Origin of the sequence: Actinacidiphila yanglinensis (assembly GCF_900107965.1) — a bacterium.
Taxonomy (GTDB): Bacteria; Actinomycetota; Actinomycetes; order Streptomycetales; family Streptomycetaceae; genus Actinacidiphila; species Actinacidiphila yanglinensis.
In genome coordinates, this window is sequence record NZ_FNVU01000022.1 from 45,663 (window position 1) to 64,060 (window position 18,398).

The following is an 18,398-nucleotide window of genomic DNA, read 5'->3' on the forward strand; positions in this document are numbered from 1 at the left end:
ACCGTGGGTATCCGCAAGCTCGGTTACGTCGGGCTCGACGTGACGGACGTCGACGCGTGGACCGACCTGCTGGGGCGCACGCTGGGCATCGGGGTCACCACGGTGAAGTTCGGCGCCGGCGAGGTCGCGCTGGCCGAACTCGACGCGTTCAAGTACCGCCTGGCCCTGCACCCGTCCCTGCAGGACGCGCCGCGGGAGCTGGGCTGGATCGTCGACACCCCGCGCGAGCTGGACCGGCTCAGCCGGCGGCTCGACGACGCGGGCTACGCCGTGGAGGACGGCTCGGCCGAGGAGACGGAACTGCGCGGCGCCACCCGCCTGCGCTGGTTCACCGACCCGGCGGGCCACCGGGTGGAGCTGGCCACGGGCGAGGCCAAGGTGCGCACCGGCGTCGCGCGGCCGGCCGGGTCGGCGCCCGGCGCCACCGGCCTCGGCCACTTCGTGCTGGCCAGTCCCCACCTCGCGGAGCTGCGCGAACTCTACGAGTCCGTACTGGAGTTCAAGCTGACCGACTACCGTGCCCCCGGCCTCTTCTTCCTCCGCTGCAACGCGGCCCACCACAGCATCGCGCTCGCCCATGCCGAGACCACGTCGATCCACCACCTCGAGTTGGAGCACGGCTCGATCGACGATGTCGGGCGGTCCTACGACCGGGCCAAGGCCAATGGCGCGCCGATATCGATCAGCCTCGGCCGGCACATGAACGACAAGGCGATCTCGTTCTACGTGCGGAACCCCAGCGGATTCCACCTCGAGATCGGCTGCGGCGGCATCGAGGTCGGCGACGACTGGGTGCCGCACGACTTCGGCGTCTCCGACGTCTGGGGCCACCACCACGCCGAGGCCAATCCGTTCGCCTCCCCCCCGCCCTGACGAGAGCCGGGACGAAAGCCCGGACGAACCTGTCACCTCGCCCATGTATCGTGCGCCGATATCGGGTCTCGTTGCGGAAGGGTGGCTCATGGGTGCGTCGGCGCCGGCGGCGGAGGGGCAGGTGCTACGGCGGCACCTGGGGGTGTTCGACGCGGTGGTGATCGGCCTGGGGTCGATGATCGGCGCGGGCATCTTCGCCGCCCTGGCCCCCGCCGCGGCCGCGGCGGGCTCGGGACTGCTGGTCGGGCTGGCGCTCGCGGGGGTGGTGGCCTACTGCAACGCGACGTCCTCGGCGCGGCTGGCCGCCCGGTACCCGGCGTCGGGCGGCACCTACGTGTACGGGCGCGAGCGGCTGGGCGCGTTCTGGGGCTACCTCGCCGGCTGGGGCTTCGTGGTGGGCAAGACCGCGTCGTGCGCGGCGATGGCCCTCACGGTGGGCTCGTACGTGTGGCCGGCGCAGGCCCACGCGGTGGCGGTCGCCGCGGTGGTGGCGCTGACCGCGGTGAACTACGTGGGGGTCCGGAAGGCGGCCTGGCTCACCCGGGTGATCGTCGCGGTCGTGCTCGCGGTGCTCGCGGCAGTGGTGACCGCGTGCTGTACCGCTTCCGCGGCGGACGCCGGGCGTTGGGCGATCGGCGCGGACACCGGGTGGCGCGGGGTGCTCCAGGCGGCCGGACTGCTGTTCTTCGCCTTCGCCGGCTACGCCCGCATCGCCACCCTCGGCGAGGAGGTCCGGGACCCGCGGCGCACCATCCCCCGGGCGATCCCCCTCGCGCTCGGTATCACCCTGGTCGTCTACGCGGTCGTCGCGCTCGCGGTCCTGGCCGTCCTCGGCCCCGGCCGCCTCGCACACACCACGGCGCCGCTGGCGGACGCCGTCCGCGCGGCCGGCGTGCCCGGCCTGGTCCCGGTGGTGCGCGTCGGGGCGGCCCTGGCGGCGCTCGGCTCGCTGCTCGCCCTCATCCTGGGGGTCTCCCGCACCACGCTGGCGATGGCCCGCGACCGCCACCTGCCGCCCGCGCTCGCCGCGGTCCACCCCCGCTTCGAGGTCCCGCACCGGGCCGAACTCGCCGTCGGCGCGGTCGTGGTGGTGCTGGCGGCGACCGCGGACGTGCGCGGCGCGATCGGCTTCTCCTCCTTCGGCGTCCTCGCCTACTACGCGGTGGCCAACGCCGCCGCCTTCACGCTGACCGCCGCCGAGGGCCGCCCGCCGCGCTTCGTGCCGGTGCTCGGGGCGGCCGGGTGCGCGGTGCTCGCGTTCTCGCTGCCTGGTGCCTCGGTGCTGTGGGGCGCGGTCGTCCTCGCCCTGGGGGTCGCCGCCTACGGCCTGCGCAAGGCGCTCGCCCGAGCCTGAACGGCGCTCCTGAACGGTCCCTCCGGCGGCCGCTCCTGAATGGACGTCAGGTACGCCGCCGGTCGTCCTCGGGCAGCAACTCGCGGGCCAGTTCCGCCAGCGCCCGCCGGTCCTCCGCCAGCGCCGCCCGGCCGGCCTCGGTCGCCCGGTAGATCCGGCGGGTCCGGCCGTCGACCACCCGCTGCTCGGAGACGAGCAGCCCGTCGCCCTCCAGGCGGTGCAGCGTCGGGTACAGCGTGCCGGGGCTGATCCGGTAGCCGTGCGAGGCCAACTCCTCGGCCATCCAGGCGCCGTGGATCTCCTCCTCGGCCGCGTGGTGCAGGATGTGCAGCCGCACCGCGCCACGTTGGAACTCCCGCACCGCTGCTCCCTCCGGGGATGTCACGAAACCGATATCGGGCTCCGATACTACGTGCCGTGGTGCGGGCCACTGCCCCCTTGCCGCGCGGCGCCCCTGCGGATCCCGGGCTTCCTACCGGGCGACGGACCGGGTGGCGCGCTCCGCCAACTCCGGGTCGAACAGCGAGCCGACGGGCGCCATCAGGTTGGCCACCTCCAGGAACGCCGTGCCCAGGACCGGGTCGACCGCCGCCGCGGCACGGAACCGGTCGAGGTAGCCGTTGATCTCCGCGTCCTGCGGCCCGCGTTCGCCCTCGACCTCGGGGAACCGCAGGTCGCCGCCGACGGCGAGGGACCACGGTTCGGCGAGCAGCGCGGCCGCCGCCGCGAAGAACCGCGGCGCCAGGTCGCGCGTGCCCTGTTCCTTCAGCAGGGACCGCAGGAGCTCCGCCTCCATGACGGCCACCGTCACCCCCTGGCCGTAGATCGGGTTGAAGCTGCACAACGCGTCGCCGACGACGAGGAATCCGCCGAGGTGGCGGTCGAGCCGGTCGAAGTGGTGGAGGGCGCTCTCCGGGTACCGCATCGTGACGGCCTCGTCCACGGGGGTGGCCGAGCGCAGCACGTCGGCGGCGTCCGGCGCCGCCAGGGTCGAGGCGAAGGCGATCATCCCGGCGTGGTCCGTGGGCGGCTCCTCGCCGAGCAGTCCGGCCAGCAGCACCGCGATCCGCCCGCCCTCCTGCCGGACCACCACTCCGGCCCGGGGCTGCCCGGGAAAGGGCACCACGGTCGTCCCGAGCCGTCCGTCCAGCAGCCCGGGCTCCTGCGCGAAGTGCCGTGTCACGTAGACCACGTCGGTCCTGACGGCCGTCCGCTCCGGGACGGGGTGGCCGAACGCGCGGAGCCAGGACAGGGCGCGGGAGCCGCGTCCGGCCGCGTCCACCACCAGTTCCGCCGGCAGCGCCTCCTCCGCGCCGGTGTGCCGCCGCACCCGGGCCCCGGTCACCCGGCCGTCGTCGACGATCAGCCCCTCGACCCGGGTGCCGTCGACGAGGGAGACGTTGGGCAGGGCCCGGACGCGCTCCCGGATCATCTCCTCCATCCGCGGCCTGCTGATCCCGAACCCGCGCAGCCCGGACGCCGCTTCGGCCATCCTGCGGCCGTCGAGGAACCAGGAGAAGTCCGCCTGCGCGTCACCGCTGGGCACGCCGGCCGCGGTCATCGCGTCCGTGAAGCCGGGGAAGAGGCCGTCCAGCCCGACCGCACCGCGGGTGAGGAGCGCGTGCACCTGGCGGCCCTGGGGTACGCCGCGGCGGGGGACGGCTCCCGCAGGGAGGGTGTCGCGTTCGACCACGGTCACGTGGGTGAAGGACGCGCTCAGCGCGCGGGCGGCCAGGAGGCCGGCGACGCTGCCGCCGGCGACGACCGCGTGCCCGAGGGGAGCATTCGATTTCATTGCCATGAGAAAGGGACGAAGCGGCGAGGGATCTTTGTTCACTAATCGCCAGTGGCGTCCCTCACGTCCCTCCGGGTGCGGCGCACGGCCGGCGGCAGCGGCGCGAACCCGCGGTCGCACAGGGGCCGTTGGGCCCGGGGCGGGCGCCTGGCGTTCCGGTGGCCAGCAGGCGGAGTTCAGCCGCAGTACACGTCGTTTCAACGTCGTGTCAGCAGAGTTCCGCCTCGTGCCTACCTCACACTCGCGTGCCGGCGTCGCGTCCGTCTGCGCCGCGACTCTGACGCTCTCAGGAATGCTCCTCACCGGGGTGCTGGCCGCTCAGCCCGCTGCTGCGGCGGACCCGGCCGGCTACCAGAACGTCCGGATCAACGAAGTCTCCTCCAACGGCTCCGACACCGTGGAGCTGTACAACACCGGCTCGACCGCGGTGAGCATCAGCGGCTGGAAGATGTCCGACGACAGCTTCTCGGCGCAGTCCTTCAGCCCGTCCGCCGGCACGATCCCGGCCGGCGGCTTCGTCACCTTCAACTCGCCCAAGGGGCTGGGCGACGCGGACAAGCTGGTGATCTACACCTCCGGCGGCACCGTGGTCGACCGCGTCGACTGGGCGACGGACAAGGCGAAGCCGGCCATGGCACGGTGCGGCGGCGACGGCACCGGGGCGTGGGTGACCGCGACGACGGCCACCACGTTCGGCGGCCCGAACGCCTCGGGCTGCCCGTCGTCGATCCCGGCGGCGAGCCGGGTGCGGATCAACGAGGCCACCTCGGACGGCTCCGACACCGTGGAGCTGTACAACGGCGGCACCAGCGCGGTCAGCGTCGGGTCGTGGAAGTACGTCGACGGCGACACCTCCCACTCGGCGGCGACGATCTCGTCCTCCTCGCCGAGCGCGACCAGCATCCCCGCGGGCGGCTACGTCACCTTCAACTCCACCATCGGCCTCGGCGACAACGACTCGGTCTTCCTCCTCGACGGCAGCGGCGACACCGTCGACTCGCTGACCTGGGCGACCGACGGCGCCAAGCCGTCGGACGAGCGCTGCGCCAACGGCACCGGCTGGTTCCGGACCGCCACGACCGCGACGCTCGGCAGCGCGAACTCCTGCTCCGGCAGCCCCGGTGGCGGCACCGGCGGCACCCCGCCCGGCCAGCTGCTGGGCGGCGGTGGCTCGCTCACCAGCGGCTGCACCCCCGAGGCGCCCTCCGGCACGGGTTCCACCCCGTCCGGCACGCTGGCCTGGCCGGGCGGCGCGGACGTCACGATCGCGGACAACGTCTGCGCGTTCACCACCTCCACCGGCCCCGAGGGCCGGGACGTGAGCGGCCTGGCCTTCGATCCGTCGAACCCGTCGGTGCTGTGGGCCGCGAAGAACAAGAACTGGCTGTTCAAGCTGGTCAAGAGCAACGGCAAGTGGATCCCCGACCCGACCTGGAGCGCGACCGGCAAGCAGATCCGCTTCGCGGGCGGCAGCGGCGAGCCGGACTCCGAGGGCCTCTCGGTCGGCGGCAACGGCCACCTCTACGTGACCACCGAGCGCGACAACACCGACAACACCAAGCCCAAGGACACCATCCTGGAGTTCGACCCGACGGCCACCGGGTCGACGCTGACGCCGATCCACCAGTGGGACATGACCTCGCAGTTCCCGCAGCTCAACACCGGTGACAAGGACGACGCCAACCTCGGCTTCGAGGGTGTCGGATACGTGCCGGACAGCTGGCTGACCGCGAACGGCTGGGTCGACCCGCTCACCGGCGCCGCCTACAACCCCGCGAACTACCCGCTGCACGGCGCGGGCCTGTACTTCGCCGGCCTGGAGTGGGACGGCTCGCTGCACGTCTACGGGCTCAACTCCGACGGCACGTTCACCACGTTCGGCACCATCGCGACCGGCAAGTCCTCCGTGATGGACGTGACCTTCGACGCCGGCACCCAGCGCCTCGTCGCGACCTGCGACAACACCTGCGGCGAGACGCACACCTTCATGAAGGTCAACGCCTCCGGTGCGATCGTGCCCGACGTGACCTACACGAACCCGACCGTCATGCCCACCGACAACCTGGAGGGCTTCGCGCTCGCGCCGACCTCGACCTGCACCGGCGGCACCCGCGAGGCGGTCTGGAGCGACGACGGCATCTACGGTTTCGGCTCCGGGAGTTCCTCCTCCGGGCACGCCCTCTACAGCGGCACCTTCCCCTGCTGATCCCGCCCACCACGGGTGACGAGGGGCACGCACCCTCGGGGCCGCCGCCACGGTAGGACACCCGGGCGGGACCGCACGACGAAGCTCCCGGCAGACGGGGCGGGCACCCAGCCCGCCCGCGGACTGCCGGGAGCTTCGTCGTGTCGCAACCGGGGACGGCCGGGCCGCGTTGTACACAGGGCGAGGGCAGAGGCCGACGGGGCCGGTGCGTGCGCTGAGGTGTGAGGTGCCGATGGGACGGGCGGGGCGAGCGGGTTCACGCGGGACTCGGGCGGCCACGGTAGGCAGCGTTCCAGGTCGCGGCCGGGGTCACGGCCGGGGTCGGGGTACGACCCGGGCGGTGGTCGCCTGCCTCGCCGCGGGGGCGGCCGGCGTGCTGCTGGGGCCACCCGCCACCGCGCGCGCGGCGGCCACGGTCACGGTGCCGGGGTCGGTGTCCCCGGCCGTCGCCGCCGCCTCGCGCGTCGGGGACGCGCCCGCCGCGCAGGCGATGACCGTCCAGGTGTGGCTGGCCCCGGACCTCGCGGGCGCCGCCGCGTACGCGGACGCGGTCGCCACCCCGGGCGGCGCGCGCCACCGCCACTACCTGACGCCCCGCGCGTACACCGCGAGGTTCGGGCCCTCCGCCGCGCGGGCCGAGGCGGTCGCGTCCTGGCTGACGGCCAAGGGGCTCACGGGAGTTCGGGTGGACGGCGGCCGCGACTACGTGTCGGCGACCGGGCCGGTGTCGGCGGTGCAGTCCGCGTTCCGGGTGCGCATCGCGCAGTACCGCGCGAACGGCCCGGCGGGCGGCGCCGCGCCGTTCGAGGCCAACGACCGGGACGTGTCGGTGCCGGCCGCGCTCGCGCCCGACGTGCTGGGCGTGACCGGGCTCGGCGACGCCACCGGCGGCACCGCCCGCCCCGCCGCGGCTCCGCTCGTGCGCGGGACGGTGGCCGGCCCGGCGGCGAGCACCGCCGGGCCGGCCACCTGCGCGCGGTACTGGGGCGAGCACACCCACGGCTTCACGCCCGCCTACCGCGGCCTGACGCAGGCGTCGTTGCCGGTGTGCGGGTACTCCGCCGCCCAGATGCGCGCCGCCTACGGCGCCACGTGGGCCCTGACCGGCAGGGGGCAGACCGTCGCCCTGACCGAGTCCGAGGCGCCGACCGCGATGTTCGCGACGCTCACGGCGTACGCGCGCGCCAACCACCTGCCGCTGCCCAGGCGCTCGCAGTTCCGCCAGATCCAGGCCGGCAAGGACTGCGCCGCATCGGCATCCGCGAAGGACGCGGCCGCGTCGCCCGCCGTGGCCGACGGGCCCGCCGTGAACGACGAGGCGGAGATGGACTCCGAGGCCGTCTACGCGATGGCGCCCGGCGCCGACCAGGTGATGGTCGTGGGCCGCGGATGCGACGAGGACCAGGCGCTGCTGGACGCCGCGCTCGCCGTCCTCACCGGCGACGGCGACCGGCCACGGGCGTCCATCGTGTCCAACTCGTGGCAGATCCCGCTCGGCGAGGTGCCGGCGGGAACCGTGCACGCGATCGACGTGCGAGCCGCCGCCGAGGGGGTCGGCATGTACGTCGCGTCCGGTGACACCAGCGGCCTGACGGCGACCGACGCCGACCCGTACGCGGTCGCGGTCGGCGGCACCACCCTCGGCGTCGGGGCCGCCGGGAACCGGGTCTTCGAGACCGGCTGGTCCGACGACTACGGCTCGCTGGACGGCGGGAAGTGGACCGATCTCGGGATCAGCGGCGGGGGAGGAGGCACCAGCCTGACCTACCGCCAGCCCTCGTACCAGAAGGGCGTGGTCCCCGCGTCGATGGCGCGTGCCCGCGTCGGCAAGCGCACCGTGCTGGATCGTGCGGTGCCGGACATCGCCGCCGACGCCGACCCCGACACCGGCCTGCTGACCGGGTACACCGACCCGGGCAGCGGCAGCGGGCCGGGGACGTACCGCACCCTGCCGAATGCCGGTACCAGCCTGGCGTGCCCGCTGGTCGCCGCCCTGGTCGCCGACGCCCAGCAGGGCCGCGGACGGCCGTTCGGCTTCGTCGACCCGCTCCTCTACCGTTTGGCCGGCACGCCCGCCCTCCACGACGTCCTGCCGGTCGGCCGGTCGGCGCCGCAGCGCGACCGCGGCGCCTGGCTCGCGGCGGACGGCAGCGGGACCGGCGCGGGCGTCGACGTCTTCGACGCGCAGGACCGCGGGCAGACCCAGCAGGTGACCGCCAAGGGCTACGACACGATGACGGGCGTCGGCACCCCGAACGGCGCCGCCTTCCTCACCGCCCTGCGCCGCGCGCCGCGTTGACCCGGCCGCCCCGTGCCGGACCACCGGGGGCCGGGGCTTCTGCCGGTTCCCGGCCGGCGGTCACGCACCGGTGCGGGTGTCGCGATCGACGGCCGGCTCGGGCTGCGCGGTCGAGAAGACCACGACGCCGGGCGGCGGCTTGACGGCCGCGGTGATCAGCGCCGCGACGCCCAGCAGGACCGCCACGGAGGTGAGGGCGCGCAGGATGGTGAGGTGGTCGGCGAGCAGGCCGATCGAGGGCGGGCCGGCGAGGAACGCGCAGTAGCCGATGGACGCGATGACGCTGACCCGGCCGGCGGCGTACCGCGGCTCGTCGGCTCCGGCGCTCATGCCGACGGGGAAGCCCAGCGAGACGCCCAGGCCCCACAGCACCGTGCCGAGGAACGCCAGCGGCGTCGCGGGGGCGAAGACGAACAGCAGCGAGCCCGCGATCCCGAACGCAGCCAGCACGCGCAGCACCGGCACCCGGCCGTACCGGTCGAGCAGCGCGGGGCCGAACCAGCGCCCGACCGTCATCGTGGAGAGGAAGGTGGCGAACGCGAGGGTGCCGAGGAACGCGGAGGTGTCGTAGCCGTCGATCGTGGCGAGCCCGATCCAGTCGTTCCCGGTGCCCTCGGCGAACGCGAAGGCGAGGACGAAGAAGCCGATCAGCAGCGTACGCGGCTCGCGCCATGCCGCGAGGGGGCTGCGCGGGGCGGCCGCCGGCTCGGCGGTGTCGGCGGCGGTGCCATCGGCTCCGGCGGCTCCGGCGTCGAGGGGGGCGTCCTCCGGCAGGAAGAGGCGGGTCCCCCAGGGGACCGCCACCGCGATCACCACCGCGGCCATCAGCAGGTGGGCGCCGACCGGGACGTGCAGGGCGACCATCGCCGCGCCGATCAGGGCGCCCGCGACCGTACCGAGGCTGTAGCCGGCGTGGAAGCGAGACATGATCGACCGCCCGAGGAACTGCTCGACCAGCGCGCCGTGGACGTTCATCGCCACGTCCCACGCGCCGGTGCCGAAGCCGAGCAGGAACAGGCCGACCACGACCGGGACCGGCCCGTGCGGGTACCCGACCGCCACGGTCGCCAGGCCCACGCACAGCAGCAGCGACATGCCGGCGACGGTGCGCCGGGTGCCCACGCGGTGGATCACCGGCCCGGCCAGCGGGAGCGCGATGATCGAGCCGGCGGCGATGGCGAGCAGGACCAGGCCGAGCCGGGCCGGTGAGAGGTCGAGGTGGTCGCGGACCTGCGGGATCCGGGAGGCCCAACTCGCGAAGGCGAGACCGCATCCGGTGAAGGCGATGTACGTGCCCTGGACGGCACCGCGTATCTGCGCCGCGGAGGGGCCCCCGAGGGCGGAAGTGGACGGCATGGCTCGCAGCTCCGTTGGAATCGTCGTCGGGCTGCCGCTGTTCCCCTGCCTCGCCAGCCGATCCACCATAGCAACGGGTTCGCGGATCGGCCCTGGTCCGCGGCTCGGGCCCGGGCGCCCGGGACGGTCCTGTGCCCGCTCCGCCCCCGGCCCTGATCGGTCGCGCCGGGAACCGCGGCGCTCGGAGGCGACGTCGATCAGCAGGATGGCGCCAGCCCGCATGACGCGACGACAGGACGGAGACCGCCGTATGCCGACCGCCGAGAACCACGCCCGGCCCGCACCCCCGGTCAAGGTGAACGACTACGACAGCTTCGCCGAGGCGTACGCGGAGGAGAACGCGCACGGCATCGCCAACGCGTACTACGAGCGGCCCGCGGTGCTGGCCCTCGCGGGGGACGTGGCCGGCCGCCGCGTCCTGGACGCCGGTTGCGGCACCGGCCCGCTGTCGGCCGAACTGCGCGAGCGCGGCGCCCTCGTCACCGGCATCGACGCCAGCGCGGGGATGCTGGCACTGGCCAGGCAGCGCCTCGGCGACGACGTGCCGCTGCACGTGGCGGACCTGGCCGGGCGCCTGCCGTTCGCCGACGGCGCGTTCGACGACGTGGTCGCCTCGCTGGTGCTGCACTACCTGGAGGACTGGGGCCCGGCGCTCGCCGAGCTGCGGCGCGTGCTCAGGCCCGGCGGCCGGCTGATCGGGTCGGTGGACCATCCCGTCGTGGCCTACACGCACCGCGATCCCCGGCCCGACTACTCCGCGACCACCAGCTACACCTTCGACTGGACGCTCGGCGGGCGGTCCATCCCGATGCGGCTGTGGCGCAGGCCGTTGCAGGCGATGACCGACGCCTTCACCGCGGCGGGCTTCCGGCTCACCGCGCTCAGCGAGCCGCAGCCCGATCCGACTGCCCGCGAGCTCTTCCCCGAGGAGTTCGCGGACCTGTCCACCACACCCTGCTTCCTCTTCTTCGTCCTCGAGGCGGCCGAGCGCTGAACCGGGATTCCGCGGCGGAGTCCTGAACCCGGCCGGTACCGCGCCGCGTGGCCCGGTGCCCGACCGGCGGGCGGCGGGCCACGCGGCGCGCCTCAGCCGTAGGCGGGGTCCGGCGCGCCGCCGGGGGCGGGGACCGTGGGAGAGTCGGCCGGCTCCTCCTGGTCCACCAGCGTGCGCTCGTCGAACGGCAGGTCGCCCGCGAGCACCCGGGCGACCCGTTCCTTGTCGACCTCGTGCACCCAGGTCCCGACCAGCAGGGTGGCGACCGCGTTGCCGGCGAAGTTGGTCAGGGCCCGCGCCTCGCTCATGAAGCGGTCGATGCCGACGATCAGGCCGACGCCGTCGACCAGTGCGGGCTGGTGCGACTGCAGGCCGCTGGCCAGGACGGCGATGCCCGAACCCGACACGCCCGCCGCGCCCTTGGAGGCGAGCATCATGAACAGCAGCAGGCCGATCTGCTGGCCCAGGCCCAGCGGGCGGTCGAGCGCGTCCGCGATGAACAGCGAGGCCATGGTCAGGTAGATCATGGTGCCGTCGAGGTTGAAGGAGTAGCCGGCCGGCACCGTGACGCCGACGACCGGGCGGCTGACGCCCAGGTGTTCCATCTTCGCGATGAGCCGGGGGAGCGCGGACTCCGACGACGAGGTGGACAGGATCAGCAGGAACTCCCGGCCCAGGTACCGCAGCAGTCGGAAGAGGTTGACGCCGGTGACCAGCCGCAGCATGGTGCCGAGCACCACGACGACGAAGAGCACGCAGGTCGTGTAGAAGCCGATCATGATGGTGCCCAGGGCCTTGAGCGCGTCCGTGCCGGTCTCGCCGATCACGGCGGCCATCGCGCCGAACGCGCCGATCGGGGCGGCCCACAGGATCATCGACAGCACCCGGAAGACCAGCTTCTGGAGGTGGCCGATGCCGCGCAGGACCGGCTCGCCGGAGCGGCCCATCGCCTGGAGGCCGAAGCCGACCAGCAGGGCGACCAGCAGCGTCTGGAGCACCTGCCCCTCGGTGAGGGCCGACAGCAGGCTGGTGGGGATGATGCCCAGCAGGAAGTCGACCGCGCCGACGTGGGCGTTCGCCGCCGCCGTGTGGCCGATGTGCCGGGTCGCCTCGGTCAGATGGAGTCCGGAGCCCGGGTGCAGGATGTTGCCGACGACCAGGCCGATGGCCAGCGCGACGGCCGACATGACGACGAAGTAGCCGAGCGCGAGGCCGCCGACCCGGCCGACCTTCGCGGCCTGCCGGACCGAGCCGACGCCGAGCGCGATCGTGCAGAAGATGACCGGCGAGACCATCATCTCGATCAGGGCGACGAACCCGGTTCCCAGCGGCTTGAGTTCCCTGGCGAAGTGCGGCCACAGGAAGCCGGTGGCGATGCCGAGCAGCACCGCGACGATCACGGCGAGGTACAGGTACTGTGTGCGGTCCCGCTGGGCGGGCGGTGCCTCCACCGGCGATTCGGGCATGGTGACTCTCCTTGACGGCATCGGTGGCGTCGGGGGCGTGCCGCAGGGCTCGGGCCGGCGTCCCGGGGACGGCGGCGCGTGCGGCCCGCGACCTGGCGGTCCCCGCGACTATCGCGGCCCGCGTGACGTGCGTCACGGTTGTGTTCGTTGAGTTCACGCAAAGTCGAGAGGCGGACCGATGCCATGGCGGCGACCCGCGTGCCCTACCCCCGCAGCCTGGCCGGGCAGTTGTTCGCGATGCAGGCCGTCCTGGTCGCCGTGGCCGTGACGGTGTGCGCGATCTTCGGGTACGTCAGCGACGGGCGGCAGGCCGAGGCGTCCGCACGGCGGCAGGCCACCGCGGTGGCCCGGGCGGTCGCGGACACGCCCGCGGTGGAGCAGGCGGCACGCGGCGGCGATCCCACGGCCGAACTCCAGCCGTACGCCCTGTCCGTGCAGCACGACACGGGGGTGGACTTCGTGACGATCATGGACCCGCACGGCATCCGCTGGACCCACCCCGACCCCGCCGAGATCGGCCGCCGCTACCTGGGCCACATCGCGCCGGCCCTGCACGGCCGCACCTTCGCCGAGACCTACACCGGCACCCTCGGGCCGTCGGTCCGCGTGATCACCCCGATCCGGTCCGGCGCACGCATCACCGGGCTGGTCAGCGCCGGCATCACCGTGGAGGCGATCACCGCGCGCTCCCGCAAGCAACTCGCCGCGCTGATCGGCGTCGCGGCCGGCGCGCTGGCCCTCAGCGGGATCGGCACCTTCCTGGTCAACGCCCGGCTGCGCCGCCACACCCACGGCATGAACGCCCGCGACCTGCACCGCATGCACGACTACCACCAGGCCGCGCTGCACGCCGTCCGCGAGGGGCTGCTCCTGCTCGACGGCGAGCAGCGCATCGCGCTCATCAACGACGGCGGGCGCGAACTGCTGGGCCTGGCCGGGGACGCCGTGGGCCGGCACGTCACCGCGCTCGGGCTGCCCGACGCCCTGACCGCGGCGCTGCTGGCCCCCGAGGCCCGCGTCGACGAGCTGCACCTGACCTCCGAGCGGGTCGTCGTCGTCAACACCGCCCCCGTCTCCGGCGGCGAGCAGCGCGGCACGATGGTGACCCTGCGGGATCACACCGAACTCCAGGTCGTGATGGGCGAGTTGGACTCCGAGCGCGGTTTCAGCCGGGCGCTGCGCGCGCAGGCGCACGAGGCGGCCAACCGGCTGCACACCGTCGTCTCGCTGGTCGAACTCGGCCGCGGGCGCGAGGCGGTGGACTTCGCCACCGCCGAACTGCGGGCGGCCCAGGCCCTGACGGACCGGGTGGTCGCCGCGGTCGACGAACCGGTGCTGGCAGCCCTGCTGTTGGGCAAGGCGGCACAGGCCAACGAGCGGGGGGTCGAGCTGGTGATCACGCCCGACAGCCGGTTGGAGGACGGGCTGCTGCCCGCGGGTCTCGCCCCGCGCGACCTGGTCACGGTCCTGGGCAACCTGATCGACAACGCCGTCGACGCGACGCAGGGCCTGCCGGCCGCCCGGGTCGAGGTCACGGTCGCGGCCCACCAGGCCCCGGAGGGGCTGCTGTTGCGCGTGGCCGACACGGGCCCGGGCATCCCCTCCGGCGACACCGACGCGGTCTTCGAGCGGGGCTGGTCGACGAAGCCGGCGCCGTCCGGCGGGCGCGGCCTGGGGCTCGCGCTGGCCCGGCAGACCGTGACGCGCAACGGCGGCACGCTCACGCTGACCGCCGGGCCCGAGGGCGGTGCGGTCTTCACCGCCCGGCTGCCGCTGATCCCGCCCCCGACGCCGCCCGCCCATGCGACACCGCCGGCGCATCCGGCGCGGCCAGCACCACCCCCGCTCAGCGACGCCGCCGCCCGTCCGGCCGGAGGGGGACAGGTATGAGCCGGACACCGATCCGCGTGCTCGTGGTCGAGGACGACCCGGTCGCCGCCGACGCGCACGCCCTCTATGTCGACCGCGTGCCCGGGTTCACCGCCGTCGGCAAGGCGCACACCGCGGCGCAGGCCCGGCTGTTGCTGCTCCGCGCCCCGGTCGATCTGCTCCTGCTCGACCTCTACCTGCCCGACGGCCACGGCCTGGAACTCGCGCGCTCGCTGCGCGCCGAGGGCCACCGGATGGACGTCATCGCGGTGACCTCCGCGCGCGACCTGGCCGTGGTCCGCGAAGGCGTCTCGCTCGGCGTGGTGCAGTACATCCTCAAGCCGTTCGCGTTCGCCACGCTCCGCGACCGGCTGCTCGGCTACGCCAGGTTCCGGGCCTCGGCGGGGGAGGCTGGCAGCCAGGACGAGGTGGACCGGGCGCTGGCCGCGCTGCGCCCGTCGAGGCCCGCCGCGCTGCCGAAGGGGCTCAGCGCTCCCACGCTGGAGACGGTCGTCCGCACGCTCACGGTCGCCCCGGCCGGGCTGACGGCGGCGGCCACCGCCGCGTCGGCCGGCATCTCCCGTATCACCGCCCGCCGTTACCTGGAGCACCTGGTCGAGCAGGGCCGCGCCGAGCGCAGCCCCCAGTACGGCCAGGTCGGGCGGCCGGAGCTGCACTACCGGTGGGTGGCGCGGGGCTGACGCGGGCACCCCGACCCCGGGGAGTTGGGTGCCCTCGCGGCAGAACGTGCCCCTGGTGGTTGCCGTCGCCCGCAAGGGCACCCCCGTCCCCGGGGGGAGGGCACCGTTCGCCCGCAAGGGCACCCTCGGCACGGGGAGTTGGGTGCCCTTGCGGCTGGACGTGCCCCCGAAGGGGCGCGGGGAACGGCGCGAGCAACTGGCCACCGGCGGGTGGTCCGGGGACATCGCCGTGGGGGCTGGGCCTGCGGGCCTCCGGCTGCGCCGTCGTGGCTGGGGGTACCTCCCAGGCGAAGCTGTGGGGGAGCGCAGTTCCCCGCGCCCCTGGTTGGCACCGTTCACTCGCGAGGGCACCCCGGCACCGGGGGGGAGGGCAACGCTTGCCCGTGAGGGCACCCCCGGCACGGGGGGTTGGGCGCCGTCGCGGTAGGACCGCACCCTCCAGGGGCGCGGGGAACTGCGTGAGCAACCGGCCGCCGGCGGGTGGTCCGGGGACATGCCGCGGCCCCCCACCCCGGGCGGTCCCCCCAGCGGCTAAGCCCGAACCACCTCGCGGATCCCCTCCACCGCCCGCACGAGGTGCGGCTCCGCCCGGTCCGCCCGGTGGGCGACCACCAGCTCGACGGTGGTCGCCGGGCGCACCAGCGGCCGATACACCACGCCGGGAAGGCTCAACGCCGTCACCGGCTCGGGCACCACCGCCGCCCCGAGCCCGCCCGCGACCAGCGTGACCAGCGTCGACGTCTCGCCGACCTCGTGCCGGATCCGCGGCTCGACCCCGGCGTCGTGCAGCAACCGCAGGACCACCTCGTACATCACGGACCGCCGCGCGGAAGAGTGCACGATCAGGTCGGTCCCGGCCAGATCGGCCGCCCGCACCTGCCGCCGCCCGGCGAGTGCGTGCTCGGACGGCAGCGCCACCACCAGCCGGTCGCGGCGCAACAGGTGTGCCACGAGGGAGGGTTCGGCCACCGGCGGACGCAGCAGGGCGACGTCGATCGTGCCCGCGCGCAGCGCGTCCGCCTGGTCCGGTGCCAGCATCTCGCCGCGGAAGGAGAAGTCGACCCCGGGCAGCCGCGCGGACAGGTGCCGGGACAGCGCCGGGAGCAGGCTGTACGTCGCCGAGCCCACGCAGCCGATCGCGAGACGGCCGACGACCCCGGCCGCGACCTGGCGCGCCAGGTGGCCCGCCTCGTCGACCTCGGCCAGGATCGCCCGGGCGCGTTCGAGGTAGGCGCGGCCGGCCTCGGTGAGGTCGACCCGGCGGGTGGTGCGGTGCAGCAGCTCGACCCCGAGCTCGGTCTCCAGGCGGCGGATCGCCTGCGACAGCGGCGGCTGCGCCATGTGCAGCCGCTCGGCGGCGCGGCCGAAGTGCCGCTCCTCGGCGACGGCGACGTAGTACCGCAGGTGGCGAAGATCCATATCGTCCGCCTCTCAATCAGCCGCGATATTGATACTTCATCCTATGGGCGGCGCCGCCTACCGTAGGGGCGTGAGCGCTTTCCTCTACGCAGCGAACCGCACGCCCTTCGGGAAGTTCGGCGGTGGGCTGGCCGGTGTCCGCCCCGACGACCTGGCCGCCGCCGCGATCACCGGGCTGCTCGCCCGGACCCCCGACCTCGAACCGGCGGCGGTCGACGAGGTGGTCTGGGGCAACGCGAACGGCGCCGGGGAGGAGAACCGCAACGTCGGCCGGATGGCCGCGCTGCTGGCGGGCCTGCCCACGAGCGTGCCCGGCACGACCGTCAACCGCCTGTGCGGGTCCTCCCTCGACGCGGCGATGATCGGATCGCGGGCGATCGAGACCGGCGACGCCGACATCGTCCTCGTCGGCGGGGTGGAGTCGATGACGCGCGCGCCGTGGGTGCTGCCGAAACCGGCGAAGGGATTCCCGGCCGGCGACGTGACCGCCGTGTCGACCACCCTCGGCTGGCGGCTGGTCAACCCGCGGATGCCGCAGGAGTGGACGCTCTCGCTGGGGGAGTGCAACGAGCGGCTCCAGCAGCGGTACGGCGTGAGCCGCGCACGCCAGGACGAGTTCGCCGCCCGCTCGCACCGGCTCGCGCACGAGGCGTGGGAGAGCGGCTTCTACGACGAACTCGTCACGCCGGTCGAGGCGTTGACCCGCGACGAGACGATCCGGCCCGCGACCACCCCGCAGGTGCTGGCCGCCCTCAAGCCGTCCTTCCGGCCCGACGGGACCATCACCGCCGGGAACGCCTCGCCGCTGACGGACGGCGCCTCGGCGGTGCTGCTCGGCAGCGAGGGCGCGGCCGGCGCGATCGGCCGGGAGCCGACGGCCCGGATCGCCGGCCGCGGCGTGATGGCGCTCGACCCGCAGGACTTCGGCTACGCCCCCGTCGAGGCGGCCGGCCGGGCGCTGGAACGGGCGGGCATCGGCTGGGACCGGGTCGGGGCGGTGGAGCTCAACGAGGCGTTCGCGGTGCAGTCCCTGGTCTGCGTCGACGCGTGGCTCGAAGAGGGGCTGCGCGACCCGGAGTTGGTCAACGCCAAGGGCGGCGCGATCGCGCTCGGGCACCCGCTCGGTGCCTCCGGCGGCCGGGTCCTCGGCACCCTGGCCGGTGTCCTGCGCGAGCGCGGGGAGCGGTACGGCGTCGCGGCCATCTGCATCGGTGTCGGCCAGGGGCTGGCCGTCGTCCTGGAGAACCTGGAGGCCGGGGCGTGAGCCGCGCCCGAGTCCTGGACACCTGCGACGAGGCGGTCGCGGGGATCGAGGACGGCTCCGTCGTCCTGGTCGGCGGGTTCGGCTTCGCGGGGATGCCGTTCGACCTCCTCGACGCGCTGATCCGGCAGGGCGCCACGGACCTCACCGTCGTGTCCAACAACGCGGGCAACGGCGAGGTCGGCCTCGCCGGGCTGCTCAAGGCCGGGCGGGTGCGGAAGGTGGTCTGCTCCTTCCCGCGGCAGGCCGACTCCTACGTCTTCGACGAGCTGTACCGGTCCGGCCGGGTCGACCTCGAAGTGGTGCCGCAGGGCAACCTGGCGGAGCGGATGCGGGCGGCCGGCGCGGGCATCGGCGCGTTCTTCTGCCCCACCGCGGTCGGCACGCCGCTGGCCGAGGGCAAGGAGACGCGGACCATCGACGGCCGCGAGCACGTGCTGGAGTACCCGATCAGGGGCGACTACGCGCTCATCTCCGCGCACCGGGCCGACCCGATGGGCAACCTCGTCTACCGCAGGACCGCCCGCAACTTCGGGCCCGTCATGGCCACGGCCGCCGCCACCACCGTCGTGCAGGTGAACGAGGTCGTCGCGCTCGGGGAACTCGACCCCGAGGCGGTCGTCACCCCCTCCATCTACGTCGACCGGATCGTCCCGGTCCAGGCCCGGCACTACACCGTCCAGGGGGCACGATGAGCACGTCGGCGCACACGACGAGCACGGAGCACACGGCGGGCGCGACCGGTACGGAGAAGACGGCCGCCACGGCGGTGCGGGCGGCGCCCGGTGCGGTCGCGCACCTGGAC

14 protein-coding genes are annotated in these 18,398 nt (G+C 74.5%); 9 read left to right on the forward strand and 5 right to left on the reverse strand.

Features of this window, described 5'->3' with window-relative positions:
- Positions 1-3: 3 nt before the first annotated feature.
- Positions 4-873, forward strand: a complete 870-nt coding sequence (locus C4U44_RS33980) for a VOC family protein (RefSeq protein ID WP_103889952.1) — start codon at positions 4-6, stop codon at positions 871-873.
- An 88-nt stretch (positions 874-961) separates the two neighbouring features.
- Complete coding sequence (locus C4U44_RS33985; protein ID WP_103889953.1) at positions 962-2,227, forward strand: APC family permease; 1,266 nt, start codon at positions 962-964, stop codon at positions 2,225-2,227.
- Between the two features lie 46 nt (positions 2,228-2,273).
- Here C4U44_RS33985 and C4U44_RS33990 read toward each other — a convergent pair whose 3' ends face one another.
- Complete coding sequence (locus tag C4U44_RS33990) at positions 2,274-2,588, reverse strand: PadR family transcriptional regulator (RefSeq protein WP_103889954.1); 315 nt, start codon at positions 2,586-2,588, stop codon at positions 2,274-2,276.
- A gap of 111 nt (positions 2,589-2,699) precedes the next feature.
- Positions 2,700-4,022, reverse strand: coding sequence for an FAD-dependent monooxygenase (locus tag C4U44_RS33995; RefSeq protein ID WP_103889955.1), 1,323 nt, complete (start codon positions 4,020-4,022; stop codon positions 2,700-2,702).
- Between the two features lie 292 nt (positions 4,023-4,314).
- Between C4U44_RS33995 and C4U44_RS34000 the strand changes: the two genes are divergently transcribed.
- Together C4U44_RS34000 and C4U44_RS34005 are read left to right on the forward strand one after the other, a co-directional pair.
- The gene (locus C4U44_RS34000) at positions 4,315-6,228 is read left to right on the forward strand and encodes a lamin tail domain-containing protein (RefSeq protein ID WP_103889956.1); all 1,914 of its coding nucleotides are present in this window, start codon (positions 4,315-4,317) and stop codon (positions 6,226-6,228) included.
- A 340-nt stretch (positions 6,229-6,568) separates the two neighbouring features.
- Positions 6,569-8,527 (forward strand): S53 family peptidase, encoded by a 1,959-nt coding sequence (locus tag C4U44_RS34005; RefSeq protein ID WP_235032566.1) that lies wholly within the window; start codon positions 6,569-6,571, stop codon positions 8,525-8,527.
- Between the two features lie 60 nt (positions 8,528-8,587).
- On the opposite strand, the gene C4U44_RS34010 is transcribed toward C4U44_RS34005, so the two are convergent.
- Positions 8,588-9,883, reverse strand: coding sequence for an MFS transporter (locus C4U44_RS34010; RefSeq protein WP_103889958.1), 1,296 nt, complete (start codon positions 9,881-9,883; stop codon positions 8,588-8,590).
- Positions 9,884-10,133: 250 nt separating this feature from the next.
- Between C4U44_RS34010 and C4U44_RS34015 the strand changes: the two genes are divergently transcribed.
- A complete protein-coding gene (locus C4U44_RS34015; protein ID WP_103889959.1) occupies positions 10,134-10,877 on the forward strand; it encodes a class I SAM-dependent methyltransferase in 744 nt (247 codons plus the stop codon).
- Between the two features lie 92 nt (positions 10,878-10,969).
- On the opposite strand, the gene C4U44_RS34020 is transcribed toward C4U44_RS34015, so the two are convergent.
- The gene (locus C4U44_RS34020; RefSeq protein WP_235032567.1) at positions 10,970-12,343 is read right to left on the reverse strand and encodes a cation:dicarboxylate symporter family transporter; all 1,374 of its coding nucleotides are present in this window, start codon (positions 12,341-12,343) and stop codon (positions 10,970-10,972) included.
- A gap of 183 nt (positions 12,344-12,526) precedes the next feature.
- Here C4U44_RS34020 and C4U44_RS34025 point away from each other — a divergent pair, with 183 nt between their 5' ends.
- Both C4U44_RS34025 and C4U44_RS34030 read left to right on the forward strand, forming a co-directional pair.
- Entirely contained in the window at positions 12,527-14,233 is a 1,707-nt protein-coding gene (locus C4U44_RS34025; protein WP_103889961.1) for a sensor histidine kinase, read from the forward strand.
- Complete coding sequence (locus C4U44_RS34030) at positions 14,230-14,913, forward strand: response regulator (protein ID WP_103889962.1); 684 nt, start codon at positions 14,230-14,232, stop codon at positions 14,911-14,913. The genes C4U44_RS34025 and C4U44_RS34030 overlap by 4 nt, the downstream gene beginning before the upstream one ends.
- Before the next feature lie 531 nt (positions 14,914-15,444).
- Here C4U44_RS34030 and C4U44_RS34035 read toward each other — a convergent pair.
- Positions 15,445-16,332 (reverse strand): LysR substrate-binding domain-containing protein, encoded by an 888-nt coding sequence (locus C4U44_RS34035; protein ID WP_103889963.1) that lies wholly within the window; start codon positions 16,330-16,332, stop codon positions 15,445-15,447.
- Positions 16,333-16,402: 70 nt separating this feature from the next.
- On the opposite strand from C4U44_RS34035, the gene C4U44_RS34040 reads away from it, so the two are divergent.
- Together C4U44_RS34040 and C4U44_RS34045 are read left to right on the forward strand one after the other, a co-directional pair.
- A complete protein-coding gene (locus tag C4U44_RS34040) occupies positions 16,403-17,596 on the forward strand; it encodes a thiolase family protein (protein WP_407642932.1) in 1,194 nt (397 codons plus the stop codon).
- Positions 17,593-18,288, forward strand: coding sequence for a 3-oxoacid CoA-transferase subunit A (locus C4U44_RS34045; protein ID WP_103889965.1), 696 nt, complete (start codon positions 17,593-17,595; stop codon positions 18,286-18,288). The genes C4U44_RS34040 and C4U44_RS34045 overlap by 4 nt, the downstream gene beginning before the upstream one ends.
- Positions 18,289-18,398: the final 110 nt, after the last annotated feature.